24 protein-coding genes are annotated in these 21,270 nt (G+C 46.2%); 4 read left to right on the top strand and 20 right to left on the bottom strand.

Going from position 1 to position 21,270, the window contains the following annotated elements:
• Positions 1-17: 17 nt before the first annotated feature.
• The 19 genes from lolB1 to DB398_RS14470 all read right to left on the bottom strand — a co-directional run bounded on the left by lolB1 (position 18) and on the right by DB398_RS14470 (position 16,575).
• Positions 18-800, bottom strand: a complete 783-nt coding sequence (gene lolB1 / locus DB398_RS14560) for a lipoprotein insertase outer membrane protein LolB1 (RefSeq protein ID WP_470295054.1) — start codon at positions 798-800, stop codon at positions 18-20.
• Positions 797-1,714 (bottom strand): tetratricopeptide repeat protein, encoded by a 918-nt coding sequence (locus tag DB398_RS14555; RefSeq protein WP_108425176.1) that lies wholly within the window; start codon positions 1,712-1,714, stop codon positions 797-799. The genes lolB1 and DB398_RS14555 overlap by 4 nt, the downstream gene beginning before the upstream one ends.
• A gap of 43 nt (positions 1,715-1,757) precedes the next feature.
• Entirely contained in the window at positions 1,758-2,774 is a 1,017-nt protein-coding gene (locus DB398_RS14550) for a sugar phosphate nucleotidyltransferase (RefSeq protein ID WP_108425175.1), read from the bottom strand.
• A 77-nt stretch (positions 2,775-2,851) separates the two neighbouring features.
• A complete protein-coding gene (locus DB398_RS14545; RefSeq protein ID WP_108425174.1) occupies positions 2,852-3,163 on the bottom strand; it encodes a GIY-YIG nuclease family protein in 312 nt (103 codons plus the stop codon).
• Between the two features lie 68 nt (positions 3,164-3,231).
• On the bottom strand, positions 3,232-3,666 hold the full coding sequence (gene dut / locus DB398_RS14540; RefSeq protein ID WP_108425173.1) for a dUTP diphosphatase: 435 nt from the start codon (positions 3,664-3,666) through the stop codon (positions 3,232-3,234).
• Positions 3,656-5,125 carry a lipopolysaccharide biosynthesis protein gene (locus DB398_RS14535; protein ID WP_108425172.1) on the bottom strand — a complete coding sequence of 490 codons (1,470 nt, stop codon included), beginning with the start codon at positions 5,123-5,125 and terminating at the stop codon, positions 3,656-3,658. Before DB398_RS14535 ends, dut begins: the two co-directional genes overlap by 11 nt.
• 128 nt (positions 5,126-5,253) lie before the next feature.
• Positions 5,254-6,114: an ATP synthase F1 subunit gamma gene (gene atpG, locus DB398_RS14530; protein ID WP_108425171.1), complete on the bottom strand. Its 861-nt coding sequence runs from the start codon at positions 6,112-6,114 to the stop codon at positions 5,254-5,256.
• Between the two features lie 32 nt (positions 6,115-6,146).
• Entirely contained in the window at positions 6,147-6,485 is a 339-nt protein-coding gene (locus DB398_RS14525; protein ID WP_108425170.1) for a four helix bundle protein, read from the bottom strand.
• Positions 6,486-6,504: 19 nt separating this feature from the next.
• On the bottom strand, positions 6,505-8,085 hold the full coding sequence (gene atpA, locus DB398_RS14520; RefSeq protein WP_108425169.1) for a F0F1 ATP synthase subunit alpha: 1,581 nt from the start codon (positions 8,083-8,085) through the stop codon (positions 6,505-6,507).
• A gap of 2 nt (positions 8,086-8,087) precedes the next feature.
• Positions 8,088-8,627: an ATP synthase F1 subunit delta gene (gene atpH / locus DB398_RS14515; RefSeq protein ID WP_108425168.1), complete on the bottom strand. Its 540-nt coding sequence runs from the start codon at positions 8,625-8,627 to the stop codon at positions 8,088-8,090.
• Between the two features lie 4 nt (positions 8,628-8,631).
• On the bottom strand, positions 8,632-9,132 hold the full coding sequence (locus DB398_RS14510; RefSeq protein ID WP_108425167.1) for a F0F1 ATP synthase subunit B: 501 nt from the start codon (positions 9,130-9,132) through the stop codon (positions 8,632-8,634).
• A gap of 95 nt (positions 9,133-9,227) precedes the next feature.
• On the bottom strand, positions 9,228-9,419 hold the full coding sequence (gene atpE / locus DB398_RS14505; protein WP_168796694.1) for an ATP synthase F0 subunit C: 192 nt from the start codon (positions 9,417-9,419) through the stop codon (positions 9,228-9,230).
• A gap of 32 nt (positions 9,420-9,451) precedes the next feature.
• Positions 9,452-10,549, bottom strand: coding sequence for a F0F1 ATP synthase subunit A (gene atpB, locus DB398_RS14500; RefSeq protein WP_234416307.1), 1,098 nt, complete (start codon positions 10,547-10,549; stop codon positions 9,452-9,454).
• A gap of 154 nt (positions 10,550-10,703) precedes the next feature.
• Positions 10,704-11,096, bottom strand: a complete 393-nt coding sequence (locus tag DB398_RS14495; protein ID WP_108425164.1) for a hypothetical protein — start codon at positions 11,094-11,096, stop codon at positions 10,704-10,706.
• Positions 11,093-11,329: an AtpZ/AtpI family protein gene (locus tag DB398_RS14490; protein ID WP_108425163.1), complete on the bottom strand. Its 237-nt coding sequence runs from the start codon at positions 11,327-11,329 to the stop codon at positions 11,093-11,095. Before DB398_RS14490 ends, DB398_RS14495 begins: the two co-directional genes overlap by 4 nt.
• Positions 11,307-11,735 (bottom strand): bactofilin family protein, encoded by a 429-nt coding sequence (locus DB398_RS14485; RefSeq protein WP_108425162.1) that lies wholly within the window; start codon positions 11,733-11,735, stop codon positions 11,307-11,309. The genes DB398_RS14490 and DB398_RS14485 overlap by 23 nt, the downstream gene beginning before the upstream one ends.
• A gap of 21 nt (positions 11,736-11,756) precedes the next feature.
• On the bottom strand, positions 11,757-14,294 hold the full coding sequence (gene porW / locus DB398_RS14480) for a type IX secretion system periplasmic lipoprotein PorW/SprE (RefSeq protein ID WP_108425161.1): 2,538 nt from the start codon (positions 14,292-14,294) through the stop codon (positions 11,757-11,759).
• Positions 14,295-14,387: 93 nt separating this feature from the next.
• Positions 14,388-15,083 (bottom strand): ABC transporter ATP-binding protein, encoded by a 696-nt coding sequence (locus DB398_RS14475; protein ID WP_108425160.1) that lies wholly within the window; start codon positions 15,081-15,083, stop codon positions 14,388-14,390.
• Between the two features lie 22 nt (positions 15,084-15,105).
• On the bottom strand, positions 15,106-16,575 hold the full coding sequence (locus DB398_RS14470; RefSeq protein WP_108425159.1) for a DUF5687 family protein: 1,470 nt from the start codon (positions 16,573-16,575) through the stop codon (positions 15,106-15,108).
• 119 nt (positions 16,576-16,694) lie between these two features.
• Here DB398_RS14470 and DB398_RS14465 point away from each other — a divergent pair, with 119 nt between their 5' ends.
• Entirely contained in the window at positions 16,695-17,741 is a 1,047-nt protein-coding gene (locus DB398_RS14465) for a ferredoxin--NADP reductase (protein ID WP_108425158.1), read from the top strand.
• Positions 17,742-17,898: 157 nt separating this feature from the next.
• Here the strand turns inward: DB398_RS14465 and DB398_RS14460 are convergent, their stop codons facing one another.
• A complete protein-coding gene (locus DB398_RS14460; protein ID WP_108425157.1) occupies positions 17,899-18,675 on the bottom strand; it encodes a patatin-like phospholipase family protein in 777 nt (258 codons plus the stop codon).
• A gap of 164 nt (positions 18,676-18,839) precedes the next feature.
• On the opposite strand from DB398_RS14460, the gene DB398_RS14455 reads away from it, so the two are divergent.
• The 3 genes from DB398_RS14455 (at position 18,840) to arsS (ending at position 21,259) form a co-directional block, all read left to right on the top strand.
• Complete coding sequence (locus DB398_RS14455; protein WP_108425156.1) at positions 18,840-19,400, top strand: fasciclin domain-containing protein; 561 nt, start codon at positions 18,840-18,842, stop codon at positions 19,398-19,400.
• A gap of 318 nt (positions 19,401-19,718) precedes the next feature.
• Positions 19,719-20,054, top strand: a complete 336-nt coding sequence (locus tag DB398_RS14450; protein ID WP_072876596.1) for an arsenosugar biosynthesis-associated peroxidase-like protein — start codon at positions 19,719-19,721, stop codon at positions 20,052-20,054.
• A 116-nt stretch (positions 20,055-20,170) separates the two neighbouring features.
• The gene (gene arsS / locus DB398_RS14445; RefSeq protein ID WP_108425155.1) at positions 20,171-21,259 is read left to right on the top strand and encodes an arsenosugar biosynthesis radical SAM (seleno)protein ArsS; all 1,089 of its coding nucleotides are present in this window, start codon (positions 20,171-20,173) and stop codon (positions 21,257-21,259) included.
• Positions 21,260-21,270: the final 11 nt, after the last annotated feature.

Below are 21,270 nucleotides of genomic sequence, written 5' to 3'. Positions count from 1 at the left end.
AAGTTTTAACTTTCATATTACTTCAATGTAATTTTATCGAATCCATTGGGCACTTTGTATGGAAAATTCATGGGTTTGTTCAACTCAAGGTTACGAAAACTTAAATCAATAGTAGTCACTTCCCCTTCATCCTCAGCCAATATCTTGATGTCCTCCGGTAAAGCATTGCCTGAAATATCCTGATAGGTATAATTTGCTTGCAGCTGTCTGGATTTATCGGGTTGTGCTATTTGCTGGGTCGAAATTTTAAAGTTTTTGGGCTCCAGTTGGAAAAGGATCTTAAAAAGCTGTCCGACTTTTTTGGGCTTCAATTGGTAACCGCCCGTATAGATTTCCGAGTCGTATTTGTCCTTTCTCAGATCCAAAACGGCATTGCCCAGCAAAAGGTTCTGTACTTTTTCAAAATCCAGGTCGGTACCCAAAAGTTGGCTCAGATAGCTGAAATCGCCATCGAAATATTCGTTCTGTAATTTATTGTAAAAAGAGACTTTTTCGGGGGTGATGTGGGCCTTTACCACTCCAAGGGGCGCGCTGATCCAGATCACCTTGTCCTTCTCCATCCTCAGGGTCACGTTCACTCCTTGCGATTCATCCCCATTGGAGTAATCGATTTTTATGCGACCGCTCAGCGTCTTAAAATTGGGCTGATTGAAATAGTGGTTGTTGATGATGTTCCTTACCGACAAACTTGGATCCACTTCCCCTCCGGTGACCGTCTTGGTACTCCTACATGCCCCAAGTGTGAGCAATAAAAGGAACACCCCCATCATTTTCACGCCTATGTTCTTCTGTTGCATTATAATCCTGAATTGATCTTGTTCAAATATTCGTTGGCCTTTTGTGTGTTGCCAATCTTGTTGTATGCTTTTGAAAGCTCCCTAAAAATGTTACTTTCCAAGGGTCCTTCGTCCAAAAGATAATCAAGTCCACTCTCCAAGACCTCAATGGCCTTGTTGGAGTCCCCTGTATTGTTGAGGGCCGTTCCGTAGGCGAAATAAAAATAGGGTTGCAGCGGATAGCTGTCCAAAGCTTCTTTTGAAACGGCGAGCATGCCCTTATAGTCCCCCTGTGACAGCAGCTCCTCAATTTGGGTGCGCAATATGGTCACGGCGTCGTTCTTGTCCGCCACGGGCCGTTCCGCAATGGTCGTTGCCGGTTTTGGAATGCTCTTTTGAAGGGAATCATTGATTTTCTGGGTCAGTTCAGAAGTCAACGGGCCATTATCGACTTCCTTCAACACCGCAAGGGCCTCCTCATATTTTTTCATCTTGAAAAAGGAAAGCGCCATGTTCTCCCTCAATTTGTTGTTCCGATAAGGTACCTGTTGCTTGATGGAGGCCCATGGACTGCCCTGCTTGTCCAAAATGGTGAGTAGATTGTCCAAATACCAATAGTCCGTAGGTTCGGACAGGAGAGCCTCAATGGCATATTGTTGGGCCTGGATGTATTTCTTGTCCAGCAAATAGGATTTGGCCAGTTCATAGTCCACCACGCTATTGGCCGGCTCCAATTGTTTGCATTTGAGGAACAGGTCTATGGCCCGATCGTAGTTTTGGATGCCCTTTTGTTTGAGCCCTTCGAAGAAATTTTCCTGAAACTCATCGGTATATTCTTCTAGATATACCTCGGCACTTTCTTCTTCTTGGGCATAGGTCGAATAGGACATCAGTGTAGATGCTCCCAAAACCATCCAAACAAGAAGTTTCTTTTTCATATTGACGTCCTAAGTCCCCATCAAACTAAAATCTATTTCAAAATCATTCCAAAACGGAATAATCCCCGATGCTAATGGATTCAAAATTACCATTAAAAACAACATGGTTGCCGATCATGGCATTGTCCAGGTTGGCATTGTAAATTTTACTGTCGCTTTGGATGATGCTGTTCTTTATAGTGGCATTTTCCAATATGGTATTGGCCCCGACCGACACATAGGGCCCTACCGTTGTGTTTTTGAGCACCACATTCTCCCCGATGAAACAGGGTTCAATGATGTTTGCATTTTCCTGCTTCACCGACCTGGCAATCATGTTTTCACCTTCCTTTTCCAAAAAGCCCAACATGCGTTGGTTGGTTTCCACGGTCACGTTCTTGTTGCCACAGTCCATCCATTCGTCCACTTTACCGGGAACAAATTTCATGCCTTTTTCCATCATGCGTTTGATCCCGTCATTGATCTGGTATTCCCCGCCGTTGGTGATTTCATTGTCCAAGACATGTTGTAGCTCATTTTTGAGGACTCCCACATCTTTAAAATAATAAATACCGATCACGGCAAGATCGGAAATGAACTCCTTTGGCTTTTCCACCAGTTCCACAATGTGATGGTCTGTGTTCAACTTGACCACTCCATAGGCCTCAGGGTGGTCCACTTGTTTTACCCATATCACACTGTCCGCGGACTTGTCCAGGTCAAAATCGGCACGGATCAAGGTGTCCGCATAAGCGATCACGGCAGGTCCGCTGAGAGATTCCTTGGCACTCATGATGGCATGGCCCGTACCCAATGGCTGGTCCTGTCGGTAAATGGAGCCTTTGGCACCCAATTCTTCGGCCAGTTGCATGAGACTTTCCACCACGTCGTCGCCAAAAAAGGCCGGATCTCCCAAAATGAAGGCCACTTCCTCAATGGGTTCGCCCAATACTTTGACAATATCGCTCACCAATCGGTGGACAATGGGTTTGCCTGCCACTGGAATGAGCGGTTTTGGGACGGTCAAGGTGTGCGGTCTTAAACGGGATCCTCTTCCCGCCATGGGTACGATTATTTTCATACTTTACCACCTGCAAAGGCAGGTGTCTCATTTTTTGTTGTTACACTTTTTCTACTCTCCCCTTGATGTAGCAAGGTTTATCGCAACTTATTATAGTTCAATTTCCAGTTAAGACTGATGTCAACCCAGTTAGGGTTAAAACTCCCTATTAAACTGACTTTCCAGTCTCTCTTCCACTTTTTCATTTGCCTTTCACGCTTCACGGCCTCTCCACCATCTATAAACTCTTCAAAATAAACCAATTTATCACAATTGTATTTGGCGGTAAAAGACCTTGGATAGACTTTCATCTTATGTTCTTTCACTCTTTCGTCAAGATTATTCGTAACACCTATGTAAAGCACTTCGTTTGCCTTGTTGGTCATTATATAAACATTCCAAAGTTTCATGGCTCTAATGGGTGTTTAAACTAATCGCTTCGTATCAGTCCGCATGAGATTCCTGCCTACGCAGGAATTTATTTAATACCCGTACTCCCAAATCCTCCTGCGCCTCTATCCGTTTCGGAAAGCGTTTCCACTTCGAGCCATTCTGCCCTTTCATGTTTGGCAATGACCATTTGGGCCACACGTTCGCCATTTTCGACGGTAAAATCCTCATTGGAAAGATTGACCAAGATCACCCCTACCTCTCCCCTGTAATCGGCATCAATGGTGCCGGGTGCATTGAGTACGGTCACCCCTTTTTTTGCCGCAAGGCCGCTACGGGGTCTCACCTGGGCCTCATAGCCTACAGGAAGTTCCATAAAAATCCCTGTGGGCACAATGGCACGTCCCAAGGGTTTCAGGACAACAGGCGCCTCTAAATTGGCCCTAAGGTCCATTCCAGCCGACGTCAAGGTTTCGTAATGAGGCAATTTATGCCCCGACTTGTTTATGATCTTAATCTCCACGCTTTAAAAAAATGCTTTTTAAATGATCTCCTTCCATCTTATACACTAACCCCAAAAATAGCAAAAACAGTATGCTGCCCCCTATTAAATTTCTATTAAAAACATAGAAGGAAAGTACTGAAAACACAATGGAAACCGAAAGATAGAACACGATTTTCCGCATATTGTAGGGGACTGGGTAATATTTTTTCCCGAAATAATAGGACAGCAACATCATGCTGCCATAGGCGGCCAGAGTGGCCATTGCCGAGGCCATATATCCAAATTTTGAGATAAAGCCGATGTTGATGACCAAGGTAATGAGTGCCCCAATAGATGAAATATAAGCCCCAAACCTGGTCTGGTCGGTCACCTTGTACCAAACGGAAAGGTTATGGTAAATGCCCAAACAGAAACTGCCCAACAAAATAATCGGCACCACATCCAGGGCTTCCCAATATACTGGGTTGTTCAACAGCAGTTTGCCCAAAGGATCTATAAATGCAATGACCCCCAAAAGGATGATACTCCCCAACACCACAAAATAATTCGTGATCTGGGCATAGGTCCGCTGTGGTTTTTCGGTCTTGGCATGGCTAAAGAAAAAAGGTTCCACACCCATTCGGAACGCGGTCCCGAACAAGGTCATGAAGAGGGCCAACTTGTAACAGGCCCCATATTTTCCCACTTCGGACTCCGCTATCCCCTCTGGTAATATTTCGGTCAACAGAATCTTGTCCAATACCTCGTTGATGGTAAAGGCAATACCGGCTACCATTACCGGTCCAGCATATTTCATCATTTGTTTCCAGAGCGGCAGATCAAAAACATATTTGGCCCTAAAATAGTTCGGCAACAATATCAACAAGGTAACGCCGCTCGCGATCACATTGGAAATCAAAACATAATGAATCTCCCAATCCGTCCTATAAATCGAGGTGAAAAGCCCCGTTCGGTCTTCCATGGCAAGCTTGGGCAACCATAGTAAAAAGAACACATTGAACGCAAGGTTTATGGCCACGTTGACGGTCTTCAGTACCGCATAGAGCATCGGTTTTTCATTGGCCCTGAGCAAAGCAAAGGGAACGATGACCAAAGCGTCCAACACCAATATATAGGTGGTGAACTCAATATAATCCGCATTGATGTTGGTCATGTCCGCCAGCCATTGCTTGACGGTCAGTGAAAAAATCAAAAACAACAAAGAGGTGCCCAATAGGGATACCAACGAAGTGGAAACGACCTTGCCCTTGTCATCACTCTTGTGATAAAAACGGAAAAAAGCGGTTTCCATACCATAGGCCAGAAAAACATTGAAAATGGCGATCCACGCATAGATGTTGGTGTACTGCCCATAGCCCGCCGCATTTTCAAAAACAGCGGTGTATAAGGGAAGCAGAAAGAAAGAAATGACCCTCGGCATCACAGTGGCCAAGCCATAGATAAACGTCTGCTTAAAAAGCCTTTTTAGCGGGTTCAATAGGTGCGTGTTCTTTAAAAACCTTGATTAGGTGCCACAAGTTACACAAAAGCCGTTAGTCGTGGTGCCAAGAAAAACAAAAAGGCCACCGAGGGGTGGCCTTATATACTTTATTTGAACAGTATATATTAATTGTTCAATGCCTCTGCACCGCCCACAATCTCGAGGATTTCGTTGGTGATGGCGGCCTGTCTTGCCTTGTTATAGGTCAGTTTCAACTGGTTCCTAAGGTCCTTGGCGTTATCGGTCGCTTTGTGCATGGCGGTCATACGGGCACCGTGCTCACTGGCAAAGGAATCCCTGATGGCCTTGTACAATTGTGTTTTGAGCGATTTCGGAATCAGTTCTTTTACGATTTCCACTTTGGATGGCTCAAAAATATAGTCTGCCGCCTTGGATGCATCTCCTTCCACACTTACAATGGGAAGGAACTGTTCTGTCATCACCAACTGGGTGGCAGCGTTCTTGAACTTGTTATAGACCAACTCGATCTTGTCATAATTGCCCTTGGTGAACTGGTCCATCAAAAACTCAGCAATTTCAGCCACATGGTCAAAGGTCAGATTATCATAGATGCTACTGTGGTTGGCCAATATGGCGTTCTTCTTGCGGAGAATATCGTTCCCTTTCTTCCCGATGGCCACAAAATCGACCTGCTTGCCTGCGTATTTTTCGGAAACCAAATTGTTGCTCTGCTTGATGATGTTGGTATTGAACGCACCACAGAGTCCACGGTTGGAGGTAATGGCCACAACCAAAACCTTGTTCACGGGTCTGTTATCCGCAAATTGACTTCCTCCATCACCGTCCAAGCTAGCACTCAAGCTTTGTAAAAGCTCGGTAAGCTTGTCCGAATATGGGCGCATGGCCGTGATGGCATCCTGGGCCTTCTTCAATTTTGCAGCAGATACCATTTTCATGGCACTGGTAATCTGCATCGTTGACCCGATGGATGATATCCTGTTCCGTATTTCCTTTAGATTCGCCATATTTATGTCAATTATGGGTTATGAGTGATGAGTTAAGAGTTCTTGACAATTGCCACAATGATTCGCATCAACTCTTCACACTTATCCATCAAATCTATGGGAACTTCCCTGCCTGTCGCTTCTAAAATCTCAAGCCAATACTTGGTTTCATCAGCTTCCTTCAAAGCTATCCCAAACTTATTCTTAAAGTCCTTTGTGCTAACCCCTCTTTGTGCTTCCCTGACATTGGCACCTATGCTGGTGCCGCTCCTCAGAAGTTGAGAGGCTATCTCAAAATCCTTGTTGTTCTTCAATTCATCACAGTAATGGACAATCTTGCAAGCAAACTCGAAACTTTTAATTCTAATTGGGCTGTTTTCCAGTTTGCTCATAACCCATCACTCTGAACTCTTAACCTTTATATTTATCAGAAAGATCTTTGCAAACAGCAGTCAAGGTATCTGTTACCTCATCGGTCAATTTACCGGCTTTAAGGTCATCCAATACATTCCTGTGCTTGGCGTTCAAGAACTCCAAAAATTCCTTTTCAAATTCTTTTACCTTGTCCACAGGCACATTGCGCAACAAGTTCTTGGAACCTGCAAAGATAATGGCCACCTGATCTTCCACGGTAAATGGATCGTTTTGACCTTGTTTCAAGATTTCCACGTTCCTACGTCCTTTTTCGATCACGTTCAAGGTAGCGGCGTCCAAATCGGAACCGAACTTGGCGAAAGCTTCCAATTCACGGAACTGGGCTTGGTCCAATTTCAAGGTACCTGCCACTTTTTTCATGGACTTGATCTGTGCCGAACCACCCACACGGGATACGGAGATACCCACGTTGATCGCTGGACGGACCCCTTGGTTGAACAAATCCTGCTCCAAGAAAATCTGACCATCGGTGATGGAGATCACGTTGGTTGGGATATAGGCAGAAACGTCACCCGCTTGAGTTTCGATGATGGGAAGGGCGGTCAATGAACCTCCTCCTTTTACGATGGACTTCAAGGACTCGGGAAGGTCGTTCATGTTCTTCGCGATCTCGTCATCCGCAATCACTTTTGCGGCACGCTCCAACAATCTGGAGTGTAGGTAGAAAACGTCCCCAGGGTATGCTTCACGTCCTGGTGGCCTTCTCAACAACAGGGATACTTCACGGTAGGCAACCGCTTGCTTTGAAAGGTCATCATAGATGATCAAAGCAGGACGGCCCGTGTCCCTAAAATATTCCCCGATGGCTGCCCCAGCGAAAGGAGCATATACCTGCATCGGCGCAGGATCTGAAGCGTTGGCGGCAACAATGGTGGTATAGGCCAAAGCACCTTTGTCCTCCAAGGTTTTTGCTATAGCGGCCACTGTAGATGCTTTCTGACCTACGGCCACATAGATACAGTAAACGGGTTTACCTGCATCGTAAAATTCTTTCTGGTTCAGGATGGTATCGATACAAACCGTGGTCTTTCCGGTCTGTTTGTCACCGATCACCAACTCCCTTTGTCCCCTTCCCACAGGAATCATGGCGTCGATAGCCTTGATACCGGTCTGCAAAGGTTCGTTTACAGGTTGTCTAAAAATAACTCCAGGAGCCTTGCGCTCCAAAGGCATTTCGTAGGTTTCACCGGAGATAGGTCCCTTACCGTCGATTGGATTGCCCAAGGTGTCGATTACACGACCAACAATTCCTTCACCAACGTTGATGGATGCAATACGCTCTGTTCTTTTTACAGTGGCTCCTTCCACAATTTCTTTGGATGGGCCCAACAATACCACACCGACGTTGTCCTCTTCCAGGTTCAAAACGATTCCCTGCATGCCGCCGTCAAACTCCACCAACTCCCCGTACTGGGCATTGGAAAGTCCATACACACGGGCAATACCGTCACCTACCTGTAGTACGGTACCCACTTCGTTCAAGGAAGCCGTAGCTTCGAAACCTGATAACTGTTTTTTCAAAATTGCTGAAACCTCAGCGGCTTTTACTCCTGCCATTTTTATAGACTATTTGTAAATTCTCTTTTTAAACCGTTCAATTTGTTGGCGATGCTGGCATCAAATTGGGTGTCGCCCACCCGAAGCACGAAACCACCTATGATGCCCTCGTCGATCTTGTTCTGGATGGTGACCTTGTTGCCTGTTGCCTTGGTGACCTCGGCAAGGATCTTTTTCTCCAGTTCGGCCGTCAAAGGTACAGCCGTGGTAACGTATGCCACTTCCTCACCTTTCTTTTTCTCATGAAGGATGATGTACTTCAGGGCCACTTCCTGCAACATTGCTATCCTTTTGTTGTCCAGCAAGGTTTGGATCAACCCTTTGGTGATCTCATTGGAACCTTTGAAGATTTCCAACAAGGCATTCTTCTTGACCTCGGATTTCACTACCGGGCTTTCCAAGACTTGCTGTAGCTCCCCGCTCTCGGATATCACGGCCGCAATGTCCCGCAAGTCATTTTCAACGGCATCTGCCGCTTTTTTCTCGACTGCGAAATCCAAAGTTGCCTTGGCGTAACGTATGGCTGCCCTGTTCTGGTCCATGGTACTAGTTCAATTTGATATCACCCAACATATCGTCAACCAACTTGAGTTGCTTGTCTTTGTTGGACAGTTCTTCTTTAATCACTTTTTCGGCGATTTCCAAGGAAAGGTTGGCCACTTGTGCCTTGATGTCGGCAACTGCGGCTTTCTTTTCACTTTCGATGGCAGCCTGTGCCTGCTTGATGATCTTGTCACCCTCGGCATTGGCCTGTTCTTTGGCTTCGGAAATAATGCTTTCCTTGATCTCCCTGGCTTCCTTCAAAAGCGCATCCCTTTCAGCTCTGGCTTCTTTCAACAGTTTTTCGCTGTCGGCGGTCACGTTCTGCATTTCCTTTTTGGCTGCCTCAGCCGCTTCAAGGGCATCTTTAATCCCCTCTTCCCTTTTCTCAACAGCATTCAAAATGGGTTTCCAAGCGAATTTTTTCAACAGCAACAACAGTCCAATAAAAAGAACCAATTGCCAGAAAAACAACCCCAAGGAAAACTGTTCCATTAACTTTTCCATATATCTCTACTGTGTTTTTTAAATTTTTTAAACTATATCATTTTAAAATGAAGGGCCACAGCCAACCGCTATGGCCTTCACTTTTCTTTCGGTGATTAAGCAGCAAAAAGAGCGGCGAAACCGATACCTTCAATAAGAGCGGCTGCGATCAACATGGCAGTTTGGATCTTACCAGAAGCTTCAGGTTGACGAGCAATGGCGTCCATTGCCTGACCACCGATTCTACCGATACCCAATCCTGCTCCGATTACGATCAAACCAGCACCTACGATGTTTGGAATTGTCATGATATATGTATTTAAATATTAAACGTTCTTACTTAATGATGATCTTCTTCCACTGCCATTCCAAAATACAGGGCAGACAGCATGGTGAAGATATAGGCTTGCAATGCGGCCACCAACAATTCCAATAGGGAAAGGGCAAAAGCTAGTGCAAACGACAATGGACTTCCTATCCAGTTCTTAAAAATGAACATCAGTCCAATAATACTCATCAATACTACGTGGCCCGCGGTGATGTTGGCATACAGACGTATCATCAATGAAAATGGCTTGATGAAGGTTCCCAACAATTCGATAGGGGCCAATATGATTTTCATGGGAACGGGTACTCCCGGCATCCAGAAGATGTGTTTCCAGTAGTTCTTGTTTCCAGAAAATGTGGTGATGAAATAGGTGATCAATGCAAGGGCAAAGGTCACCGCAATGTTGTTGGTGACGTTTACACCCAGTGGGGTCAATCCCAACAGGTTGATGATCCACACAAAAAAGAACACGGTGAGCAAATAGCTCATGTACTTTTTGTATTTGTGCCCAATATTGGGAACTGCGATTTCATCACGGACAAACACCACCAATGGTTCCAACACCCTTCCAACTCCCTTGGGCAAGTTGCTCTTTTTGTAGTTGCTGGCAACGGAACGGAACATCAAAAACATCAAAAGCCCCACAAGCGCAATGAAAACAACGTTCTTGGTAATGGAAAAATCCAATGGCTTTACATTGCTGGGGTGGGCATCTTCCACAACCAAGTTTTCCCCGAATGCATCTTCAACATGGGTTTCGTCGTTGTGATGGCCCTCAAATTCTATAGTGCCCTCGGCATCCGTTTTGTAGATCTTATTGTGGTAAAGGGTGTAGTAATTTCCATCCACTTCGGCCACTCCTTCGCCGTGCTTCAGTTTTGAAGAGGAGAAAACCTTCAGACCATTGTCCCAAAGGATAACGGGCAATGGGAAACCGATGTATTTGTGTTCGCCCTCGTCGGTAGTATAGGAATACAGGTTGAAATCATACGAATCCAGAAGGTGATGATCAATGTATTCCTTGATTTCGGTCTTCAAATCATGGGCGCCGGTTTCAACTTCCTCTGCTTCATGGCTTTGAGCCGATACAATTCCCGCAATGAAAAACATTACGGCTGCCAACTTTTTACTTAAAAACGAATATCGCATACACCTGCAAATATGGGTCCTGAAAAATTGGTGCAAAAATACATCGCTCCTTCAAAAGAAAAAAGCTTTTGCAACAATATTTCTCTTATTGCATTTTTTGTGCAAAATGGAACCTTTATCTCACAGTATTAAGCAGTTTCACCAAAAAATAGGTTTCCAGAAAAAGGGAAAATAGGTAGGGAATGAAAAAAGTTAGGAACTCCATGCGCTCCAGAGCGCCATCTTGTTTGTATCCGGGATAAAGAAATATGAAGAAAACCACAAACTTCAGCAAGCTGCCCCCCAGAAAGAAAAAGCCCAATAGATCCCTGTATTTATCCCTGAAGATATAAATAGCAAAAAAAATAAGGGAAGCCATAATCGTGTTCATGACGTAGCTTGCCACCAACTGGTTCCCGAATGGCTCGTGCCCCAGATTTCCCAGCACAGTGGTGTGTGCCCAAAGCAGCAGTCCCATCCCAATAAAAAGTACCGTTAGGAAAACAGAGGGGAAGAACTTGATTTTCAATTGTTGTTGATTTTCTTCAATTGCTGAACGACAAAATATATGGAAATGCCAACACCAAGAAGGGTACAGATGGGCAAGAACACCTTTTCGGTACCGAAATGGGCATCCAGCCATTGCCCTCCCTTTACGGCCAAATAAATGACAACGCCCATTTGAATGGCCGAACCAGACAAACGGGCTGCTGTGTTGATGTTGTTCTTTAGTTTGTCCTTAGGAGACTTTTGCTGGCTCATTGCTCTTTGCGGTCTCCAGTTTGGGTGCTGCGGTGGTCACCGGCGCCCCTTTGCCCATTACACAGGAAGCATTGAAGGTCGCTCCTGGCTCCACGGACAATTTGGCCACGCTCACCGTGCCCTCTATAATAGCCGATGATTTCAGGGAAAGCAGGTCCTTTACCAAAAGTTCGCCGTTGAACTTGCCTTCGATATCGGCATTCACGCATTCCACTTTTCCATTGATGTAGCCATCCTTGCCGATGACCACTTTTCCTGAGGTCTTTACATTGCCTTCGAGTTTGCCATCGATTCGGAAATCGGCCTCGGAAGTAATGTCGCCTTTGATCTTTGTGTTCTTTTCAATTCGGTTGGGCTGTCCGCCAAATTCAGTCATAGGCCTTGGTTTTTTGTTGTCAGAAAACATTGTGTTCTTGGGTTTTGGGGTTTAAAATTGTGCTTTGTATGATGCCAGGTTCTTATGGACCTGTATAATTTTATAGTTGTCCGATAAAACTACGAAATTCTCATCTTTAATGCGGTAGTCCTTATTGTTTTTTATGAGTTCCGCAAAGCCCAGGGCAAAGTCCTTCGACCTAAATCCATGCACCACCACAAATTCATCCTCCAACGTATAGATGTCCTTGGAAACCACATTTTTGTAGTTGAGTTCCTTTACCGCTTCCTCCAAACGGTTCTTCAGGGCCAGGGCCTTTTCATTGTCCTTAATCTTGAAGGGGAACACCACTTTCCAGTTGCCTGTTCCCTTTGATCCGGTTTCGGGTGAAAACTCCTTCGTCTCCAGTTTGGGCAATTGCTCTTCCACCATTTGTTCCGCCTTTTTTCCTTCGGGATTGTTGGGATAAGTGAGCGCCACATAGTTCAAGGCATCCTTGAAGGGCTCAAAACCTTGGAGACGACCAATGGCATTGGCCTTTAGCATTTCGAACTTGGGCACGATGGGGTCTCCCGTGAATTGTCCAATATAGATTTCGGACTGGGTGATCACCTGAAGGAACTCTTGGTCCTCATATAGTTTGTACAAAGCGGCATAGCGGGCATCGGGGCTATCGGTATTGCCCTCCAAAACGGCCTGTGGGTTCAGTAGGATCTCGGCATAGCGGGTATCGGGATGGTTGATGATGATGTCCTGCTTCATGTTCTGGGCCAAGGGACTCCCTGATTCCTCATAGATTTTGTAGAGGTTGTATTTGGATGGGAGAATCAACCGTTCCTCTGGATTTGAAGCCAATACCCGTTCCAACTTGGCCGCTGCGAGCAGATTGTCCCTGAACTTTTCCTTGTAGATCAATCCCAATTGGTAATTGGCAAAATTACGCTCGGTCTTCAAGCTGTCGATCACTTTGATGTCGGTCGGGATTTGGGACAGGTAAAACTCCACGGAGAACTTTTGGTCCTCGGTCAAGTTCTGGGGTTTTCCGTTCTCCACGATCTCTTGTCCCGTAGCCTCGGAAACCAAGGTCTTGGATTTGTTGCTCCATCGCCAGTCATCTTCCAAGGTGCGCTCGCCCCAACGGGTCTTGAAGTCATTTTTGCCATACCCCAAACTGGTGATGTTGTAAAAATAGAACTTGCCTTGGTTCTGCTTCCCTCCTTTGCTCTTGGCAAACGTGGCAAAACCGGCCTCGGTGCGTTCCTGTTGTTTTTTGTTCACCTCTTCCTCTTTCCTTTTCAGCTCGGCAATGTGTTCCTCAAAATAGGTCTTTCGCTTGGCCTCGGGCATTTGATAGAGGGTTATGACGCTATCGGCATGCTGTACGATGTCCTCATACTTGATCACGTCCTCAAGGTTGTCCAGCTTCTTTTTGATGTTACGGTGTTGTCTGGTATTTTCGGTCAAGTTGGTCAAGGTACTGTCATAATAGGCCCCAGAAACCTTGTACTCATCCTGATCAAAATAATAGTCCGCCAAACTTTGATAGTTCAGGGCATTCAGTTTGCGCTCGCCCTGTGTGGCGCGCAACGATTTGTTGTAATAGGCCAAGGCCAAGCTATCGGAACCGTTCGCCAAATGATATTGGGCCACCTCCCGGTAGATCTTGTCCAAAAAGGGTCGGTTTTCCCTGTTCGCTTCCAAATCGGTCAGGTATTCCAACAATTCCTCACTATTGGCATCGGTAAGTTCCGTGTTCTGTATTTTTTTGAGGTGGGCATTGATCATATAGACCCTTGGCGATTTCCTGTTCAGGGCAATGACCTTGTCATAGGCATAGTTGGCACTGTCCCGATACCCCAATTGGTCGTAAAGTTGTCCAATGATGAAAAGGTATCTCCCCTTTTCGGGGTTCTTTTTGGTATAGGCCTGTGATATTTTCAGTTTTTGGATGGCCGTGTCCGGAGCGTTCAGGTTGATATAGCATTGGGCCAGCACGGCATTGGCATCGGCATATTCCTGGTCATTCAGTTCCTCATACTTGAAAAGTCGCTTCAAATTCTTGATGGCCACTTCGGGATTGTCCAGACGCATGTTGGTCTTTTCGCGCCAAATGGTGGCCTCGTTGAGCTTGTCGCTCTCGGCATATTTTCTCAAAACATAATTGAAGGCTTCCAGGGCCGGGATGTACCGCTGGTCAAAATAGCGGGATTTGCCCAAAAGAAGGAAAGCTTCGTCCGTTTGAGGGTTCCGCTCCTCATCCTTGATGTCCATGCTGTGCTTTTGGATGGCCTTGGTGGCCTTTTCCTCCGCAATGATGAAGTTGGGGTTGTTGTCCTCGGAATCCAGTTTGATCTCATCGGTGACTTGCAGGCGTTCCACGGGAAGGATCTCCCAATAATCGTCCCGGTAACTCGCGTTGAGCTCCTCCCGACCTTTTTCAAAAGCAATATTGCCATTGTACAAGGTGTTGTACTTGGTGTTCAGCGCATGCCAATTGCGGTTGACAAACTTGTCCTTTTGTGTGGAACAGGCACTAAAAATAAGTCCCCCTGCAACTGTTGCAATGATAAGTGTGTGACGAAGATTCAAAATTACCGATGGTCTTGTGATAACCTTAACTCAAAAAAGTTGGGATTATTATAAGGCTCATCGACAAAATACAAGAATTTCCCCGACTGTGTTTTACCCCGCAAAGAAGGCTTCCAGTTCCTTCAAGGTCTCGGTAGAGGTGTGGATGTCCTTGACGATCTCGCCCTTGTTGAGCACCACGATGCGCTCGCACACCTCGGTGACATGGATCAAATCGTGGCTGGACACGAGTACCGTTACCCCCTCTTTGGCCGCTAGGTCCTTGATGATCCCTTTTAACCGGATCTGCGTGGTGGGATCTAGATTGGCAAAGGGTTCGTCCAGGATCACCACTTCGGGGTTGCCTATAAAACTGGCCACAATGCCCACTTTTTTCTGGTTTCCTTTGGAAAGGTCCCGCAAATATTTCTTTTGGCCCAAGATCTCGCCGTGGAAAAAATCCCCATAATTGGCCAACAGGGCATCCACATCCGCCTTGTTCCGTCCGCGAAGTTCCCCGATGAAGTAAAAATATTCCTCAGGGGTCAGGTAGCCAATCAAGAAAGATTCGTCAATAAAGGCGGAAGTGAACGGTTTCCATTCCTCGCTCTGGTCCACCTGAACCTCATTGTTGATGATATGTCCCGAACTGGGCTGGATCAAATCCAGCAATAGACTGAACAACGTGGTCTTCCCCGCCCCATTGTTCCCTACCAGGCCAAAGCTCTGCCCTTTTGGGATTTCCATGTGATCAATGTTCAAAACGGTGTTCGAGTTATATGACTTTGTCAAATTATGTACTGTGATCATGAGATTTCTTTATAGTGATTGGTTATTTCTGTTTGTATGCCAACAATGTCTTGTATTTCTCCTTTTTATAGATGCCCTCTATCATTTTGAACGCACGCTCCTTGAACACGAAGCCCATCAATCCAAAAGCGGCGACAAAGAGATACCCCGCCAAGGGACTAATCAGGAAATGGCCAATGGCATAGATGACCATGGGGAGCAGAAGCTTGGGCAAGGTCAGCAAGAGGGTCTTGGCATTGAAGGCCTGTTTGTCCCCAAATGCCTTTTTGTTGGAGGTGAGCTCAATGGGTGTCTTCACATAGGCCCCGCCCCAAAGCACCAGATAACTGTTGATGCCGATATTGTAAATGGCCCCCACCAAAACCGCAGCATAGGCCTCCCATCCAAAATACACATAAAATGTGGCCAGGATCGTGGAAATGACCGTGGCAATGATGATCAGGTACCATTTGGACGAAAGGTATTCCCTGTACTTGATGTTCTGGCTCATCATCAAAGGGTAATAGCTGCTGTCCCAACTGGGCACATATTGGCCAAAGCTGAACAGGAACCCGCCCGTGACAAAAATGCCGGCGAAGATCTTCCAGAAAGGACCGTCATAGGCCTCAATGGCCCCTGTGAAAAAGAGCAGTCCGTAAAAAACAAAGAAGAACCCGGTGAGTACGGCCGTCTTGGACCGCTTGTTCCTTTTGATGAGCTTGATGTCGTTCTTCAAAAAGGTGCCCAGATTGCCGAATCGGTTCAACCAATCCAGGTTTTCGGTACGGACCTCGGTATGTTTTTTGGCAAGGCCCCCATCCAGGTACATGTGTTTTTTGAAATAGCCAAAGGCCAAAAAATACAGGGCCAACAGCAAGGCCCAGGGAATGATGGCCGTCCATGGCATATCGTAGAAATAATCAAAAATGGGCTGTGCATAAAGTGTGATGTCAAACCACTGATAGAATTGGGAAATACCGGCCAATATCATCAATCCCGCAAAGACGTAAAAGACTGCATCCTTGTTGTTAACCATCACGTTGATGAAATTGTTGCAATAAATGATCGCCATCATTGCCAAATGCCACCCCACGACCTGGGCAAACGGATAGTTCTTGGTGAGCAACACCACGCTGAACGGGATAAAAAAGAACGCATGGGACCAGTTGAAGAACGATACCACCGTTTTTCCCAAAGAGAAGTTCACAACCTGGCTTTTCTTGAAGGGGAGGTAAAGCAGGGGTTTGATGTTGGTCACCGGCATTTTTTGGAGCATGTACCTAAAGACAAGGTCAAAGGTGAGGTAATACACCATAAAACGGTTCACCACCCGAAGCGGATTGCCCCAGCCGGCCTCGTCGATCATAAAATAGGCCCCAAAGCCCAATCCCAAAAAGACAGCGATAAAATAAAGGGCTCCGAGGGCCATCAAAATCTTGAACCAGATCTCGGTCTTAAAACTTGCCGAGCGGTAAAAGGATTTCCATTGGAGACCCAAAAAGTGTTTGAACATGGTCAGTCATTTTTAAGTAAGTATCTAAATTATTGGATTTGTTACAAAACCCATCCTTTTTCTAAAATTTAAGGTCAAAAAGAGGTTGAATGCTTAATTTTGCACCAAATTTTGTGTAGATGAGCGATTTTCATGCTTTAAAATTGGCCTCGGTGGATCGGTTGACCCCAAACGCGGTGGCCCTTACTTTCGAAATTCCAGAACACCTGAAAAGTGCCTATGCCTTCAAGGCCGGGCAATACATCACCATCAAACATACCATGGACGGACAGGAACTGCGCAGGGCCTATTCCATTTCTTCCCCACCTTCTTCGCAAACCTTGACCGTGGGCATCAAAAAAATGCCAGGTGGTACATTCTCTGTGTTCGCCAATGAAAAATTGAAGGCCGGGGATACCCTGGAAGTGATGCTCCCCGATGGAAGGTTCCTTTTTGAACCTAACGGCCCCAAAAACATTGCAGCCTTTGCAGCAGGAAGTGGGATAACCCCCATCATGAGCATTGGTCAGACCGTGTTGGAGAGCGACCCCGAAAGTGTGTTTGTGCTCGTCTTTGGCAACCAATCACCCGAAGAAACCATGTATTTCAAAGAAATACAGGAACTTAAAATTAAATATACCAATAGGTTTTTTGTTCAATATGTCTACAGCAGGTCCCACGAAGACGATGCTCTATTTGGACGTATAGAGAAGTCCACCATCAATTTTGTACTGAAAAACAAGTTCAAGGAAACCCAATTTGATGGCTTTTACCTTTGCGGACCTGAGGATATGATCCATTTGGTCTCCGATACCCTAAAAGGCAATGGCGTTGCCGAGGACAAGATCCATTTTGAACTCTTCACCGCCGATGACAGCGAAGATACCCTGGCCGAAGAACTGGAAGGCATGACCAAGGTGGAAGTCGTCTTGGACGACGAGACCTTCTCCTTTGTGATGGATAGGAAACACCGGGTGTTGGATGCCGTGCTCAAGGAAGATATAGACGCCCCCTACTCTTGTCAGGGCGGGGTCTGTAGCAGTTGTATCGCAAGGGTCAAGGAAGGGAAGGCTGAAATGGCCAAAAACCAGATATTGACGGATGGTGAGATTGCCGAAGGATTTATCTTGACCTGTCAGGCACATCCGCTGACCCCCACCTTAAAGGTGGATTATGACGATGTCTGATGTTGAAAGTATCAAGTCCAAACATCAAGTAGAAAAACATACACGCTTCTAATACGAATTTTACCAATTTTCAGGATTGCACTTTACTATTGATAGCATTCTGGAATCAAACTTCAACAACGGAATAACCCAATAACTGAATAACAGAACATGGCGACTAGGGAGCTTCTGACAAAAGTTTCTCTATGGCCCTACTTCCGTGCTCATAGCCGATACGATAGGCGTTTTCGATTCCCTTTTTATCCAGTACCCCGATTTTTTCCAGTTCCGCTGGTTCAATGAACAGGTTGCACTCGTGTAGTTTTTCCTTGTTCGATGCATGGATCATCAAACTGGTGACCCTACCTGCCAATTGTAAAGAATTCTTCAGGTCCTTCTTCTGCAAGGGCACAGTGATGGACACATTGCTCCCAATGATGAACTCCATCCGATTCTCCAGATATTCCTTTGGAAAGTTGTTCATAATACCCCCATCGGCATAGAGGATGCCCCCAATGTCCACCGGGCTAAAAACAGGTGGCAATGCCGCCGAGGCCAATAAGGGTCTGATCAATTCCCCTTCGTGAAAGACCTTCTCATATCCACTCAACAGATCTGTGGCCACTACGAACAAGGGCTTTTTCAACTTCTCAAAATCGTCTTCCGGGAAAAAGACCTTGAAAATATTGATATAGCGTTCCGTATCAATAAATCCGGGTTTGTTGATGGCAAAAAAACTATACTGGAACAAAGGGGTCTCCCGAAAGAAGTTGAGCATGCTCTCGGCAGAATTGCCGTTGGCGTAGAGTGCCCCCACTAGGGCCCCGATACTGGTGCCAGCTACCATTCCAGCCTCTATGCCGTGCTCCCTCATGGCCTTGATGAGCCCGATATGCGCCATGCCGCGCACCCCACCTCCGGAGAGGACCAAACCTATGGATTTGCCTTCTAGCATTATTGGTCTATGGAATTTATAACCCACAAAGTTAACCTTTTGCATTTCAGAGAGGGTTATCCCAATGCGGTATTTGGATTAAAAAACCATCAATCTTTACGATTTTCCAAACCCCCCCATCCATAACTCCGTAGGTGTAGATATAAACTAAAAATGTAAATCATATGAAATCTTTAAAGACATTCACCCTTGTGTCCGCGTTCCTTGCCTTTATGATATCCGCAACTGGAATATCACAGACCAAAATGGTAGGTGGAGCCCCAATGTACCCCAATAAGGACATTGTTTCCAATGCCGTGAACTCCAAAGACCATACCACCTTGGTCGCTGCAGTAAAAGCTGCGGATTTGGTGGGAACCCTGCAAGGCGAAGGACCTTTCACGGTATTTGCCCCGACCAACGATGCGTTTGCAAAACTCCCTGAAGGAACAGTGGAAACATTATTGGAACCAGAGAACAAGCCGATGTTGCAAGGCGTGCTCACCTATCACGTAGTGGCCGGGAAATACGGTTCCAAAGAGTTGAAACGATGGATCAAAAAAGGAAAGGGAATGGCCAAACTTACCACCGTAAACGGAGATACCCTTACCGCCATGATGGATGGCAACTCCATTAAAATAAAGGATAGTGCAGGAAATGTTGCATCGGTGACCATTGCCGATGTGAACCAATCCAATGGAGTGATCCATGTGATCGATACCGTTGTGCTACCTTCTGCAAAGTAGTTTTTTTGGTTTTTGGTTAGAGTGGAAAGGATGGCATTTACCATCCTTTTCCTTTTTTCTGAATCGATTTACCGACCAGCTAGTCTGTTTTTTGGCTTTGCGGTCGCTTTTTGGCACTGTTGTCGAAAATTTCTTCCCCTCATCTACATTGTCCTAACTTCCTCATTTTCAAAACCGACCCGCCGGTCTGAATGTTAAATCCTGGTTAGGGTGGCCAAAATTGTAATCCTGGCCGTGGCGTTTCGACCAAAATCGATAGTGATAATTGTTGTAAGTTTAGGTTCATCAACAATAGTATAACCGAAAAAAAAGGAAAACATGGCCAATTCATATTACGACCCCGCCGATCTGCGAAAATTTGGGAACATTACGGAATGGAGCGAGGAGCTCGGCACAAAATTCTTTGATTATTACGGTAAGGTCTTTGAGGAAGGCGCCTTGAGTGCCCGTGAAAAATCCTTGATCGCCCTCGCTGTGGCCCACGTGGTTAAATGCCCGTATTGCATCGATGCCTATACCAAGGACGGATTGCAACGGGGCATCACCAAGGAAGAAATGATGGAGGCCGTGCATGCCGGCGCCGCCATAGAAAGTGGGGCCACTTTGGTACATGGGGTGATGATGATGAACAAGTACAATAAACTTTCCATGTAATTTGGACCGCTTTGCTGTTAGATACTGGACCGCTGCGCGATTAGATGTTAGAATTCAGACAAAAGCAAAACATACCCAATTTCAAAAGCTTTTGCTACAATCATAGAATTTGATAAATGGAACAAAGCATATTGACCGACATAAAGAACGCCGCAAAAAAATCCTTGAAGGCACGCCATAATGAGCTGGCCGATACCCACAGGCAGATGGATATCCTCAACGGGGGTCTCTTTGCCGATGGGGAACTCCCCTATTTCAAGGACCAGATTGCCAAAACGGGACAGTTTCCGCTAAAGCCAAGGAAATTGGAGATCTTGCAGATCAATGTCGGGTATATGTGCAACCAGGTCTGTGAGCACTGCCATGTGGATGCAGGCCCCGACCGAAAGGAGATCATGACCCGGGACACCATGGAGCTCTGTTTGGAGGTGATCCGAAATACAGGGGCACACACCTTGGACCTCACCGGTGGCGCACCCGAAATGAACCCCGACTTCAGGTGGTTTGTGGAAGAGGCTTCCAAAGCGGGGATCAAGGATTTCATCGTCCGTTCCAACCTGACCATCATCTTGGCGAACAAAAAATACCACGACCTGCCCGAGTTCTTCAAAAAGCACAATGTGCACGTGGTTTCCTCCATGCCGCACTACACGAAGGGCAAGACCGATAAACAACGGGGCGATGGGGTCTTTGACAAATCCATCCAAGCATTGCAAAAACTGAACGAAGTGGGCTACGGAATGCCGGACAGCAATCTGCGCTTGGACCTGGTCTACAATCCTTCGGGGGCGTTTTTGCCTTCGGACCAATCGGCCATGGAACGGGATTTCAAAAAAGCGCTGAAAGCCGATTTCGGGATTGAGTTCCACAACCTGTTTGCCATCACCAACCTGCCCATTTCCCGGTTTTTGGACTATCTGATCGCGTCGGACAATTATGAGGACTATATGTATGCCCTAGTGGAGGCCTATAACCCTGCTGCTGTGGAAAACGTGATGTGCACCAATACCATCTCCGTGAGTTGGGACGGTTGGCTGTACGATTGTGACTTCAACCAGATGCTCGACCTAAAGGTCGCCAGTAAGGTGAAGCACATCAAGGATTACAATGAGGGTCTCCTTAACGACCGAAACATTGTGATTTCCCAACACTGCTATGGCTGCACGGCCGGGGCAGGTAGTAGTTGTCAAGGGACGGTGGCTTAGTTTGCCCCAAG

Origin of the sequence: Flagellimonas amoyensis (assembly GCF_003058265.1) — a bacterium.
Classification (GTDB): Bacteria; Bacteroidota; Bacteroidia; order Flavobacteriales; family Flavobacteriaceae; genus Flagellimonas; species Flagellimonas amoyensis.
This window is presented reverse-complemented; position numbering and strand designations above follow the sequence as displayed.

Bases quoted from the DNA above. Each gene is read 5' to 3' on its own strand.
- DB398_RS14555 (WP_108425176.1), bottom strand. From the start codon at position 1,714: ATGAAAAAGAAACTTCTTGTTTGGATGGTTTTGGGAGCATCTACACTG.
- DB398_RS14550 (WP_108425175.1), bottom strand. From the start codon at position 2,774: ATGAAAATAATCGTACCCATGGCGGGAAGAGGATCCCGTTTAAGACCG.
- DB398_RS14545 (WP_108425174.1), bottom strand. From the start codon at position 3,163: ATGAAACTTTGGAATGTTTATATAATGACCAACAAGGCAAACGAAGTG.
- atpG (WP_108425171.1), bottom strand. From the start codon at position 6,114: ATGGCGAATCTAAAGGAAATACGGAACAGGATATCATCCATCGGGTCA.
- DB398_RS14525 (WP_108425170.1), bottom strand. From the start codon at position 6,485: ATGAGCAAACTGGAAAACAGCCCAATTAGAATTAAAAGTTTCGAGTTT.
- atpA (WP_108425169.1), bottom strand. From the start codon at position 8,085: ATGGCAGGAGTAAAAGCCGCTGAGGTTTCAGCAATTTTGAAAAAACAG.
- atpH (WP_108425168.1), bottom strand. From the start codon at position 8,627: ATGGACCAGAACAGGGCAGCCATACGTTACGCCAAGGCAACTTTGGAT.
- DB398_RS14510 (WP_108425167.1), bottom strand. From the start codon at position 9,132: ATGGAAAAGTTAATGGAACAGTTTTCCTTGGGGTTGTTTTTCTGGCAA.
- atpE (WP_168796694.1), bottom strand. From the start codon at position 9,419: ATGACAATTCCAAACATCGTAGGTGCTGGTTTGATCGTAATCGGAGCA.
- atpB (WP_234416307.1), bottom strand. From the start codon at position 10,549: ATGTTTTTCATTGCGGGAATTGTATCGGCTCAAAGCCATGAAGCAGAG.
- DB398_RS14490 (WP_108425163.1), bottom strand. From the start codon at position 11,329: ATGAGCCAGCAAAAGTCTCCTAAGGACAAACTAAAGAACAACATCAAC.
- DB398_RS14485 (WP_108425162.1), bottom strand. From the start codon at position 11,735: ATGTTTTCTGACAACAAAAAACCAAGGCCTATGACTGAATTTGGCGGA.
- DB398_RS14475 (WP_108425160.1), bottom strand. From the start codon at position 15,083: ATGATCACAGTACATAATTTGACAAAGTCATATAACTCGAACACCGTT.
- DB398_RS14470 (WP_108425159.1), bottom strand. From the start codon at position 16,575: ATGTTCAAACACTTTTTGGGTCTCCAATGGAAATCCTTTTACCGCTCG.
- DB398_RS14465 (WP_108425158.1), top strand. From the start codon at position 16,695: ATGAGCGATTTTCATGCTTTAAAATTGGCCTCGGTGGATCGGTTGACC.
- DB398_RS14460 (WP_108425157.1), bottom strand. From the start codon at position 18,675: ATGCTAGAAGGCAAATCCATAGGTTTGGTCCTCTCCGGAGGTGGGGTG.
- DB398_RS14455 (WP_108425156.1), top strand. From the start codon at position 18,840: ATGAAATCTTTAAAGACATTCACCCTTGTGTCCGCGTTCCTTGCCTTT.
- DB398_RS14450 (WP_072876596.1), top strand. From the start codon at position 19,719: ATGGCCAATTCATATTACGACCCCGCCGATCTGCGAAAATTTGGGAAC.
- arsS (WP_108425155.1), top strand. From the start codon at position 20,171: ATGGAACAAAGCATATTGACCGACATAAAGAACGCCGCAAAAAAATCC.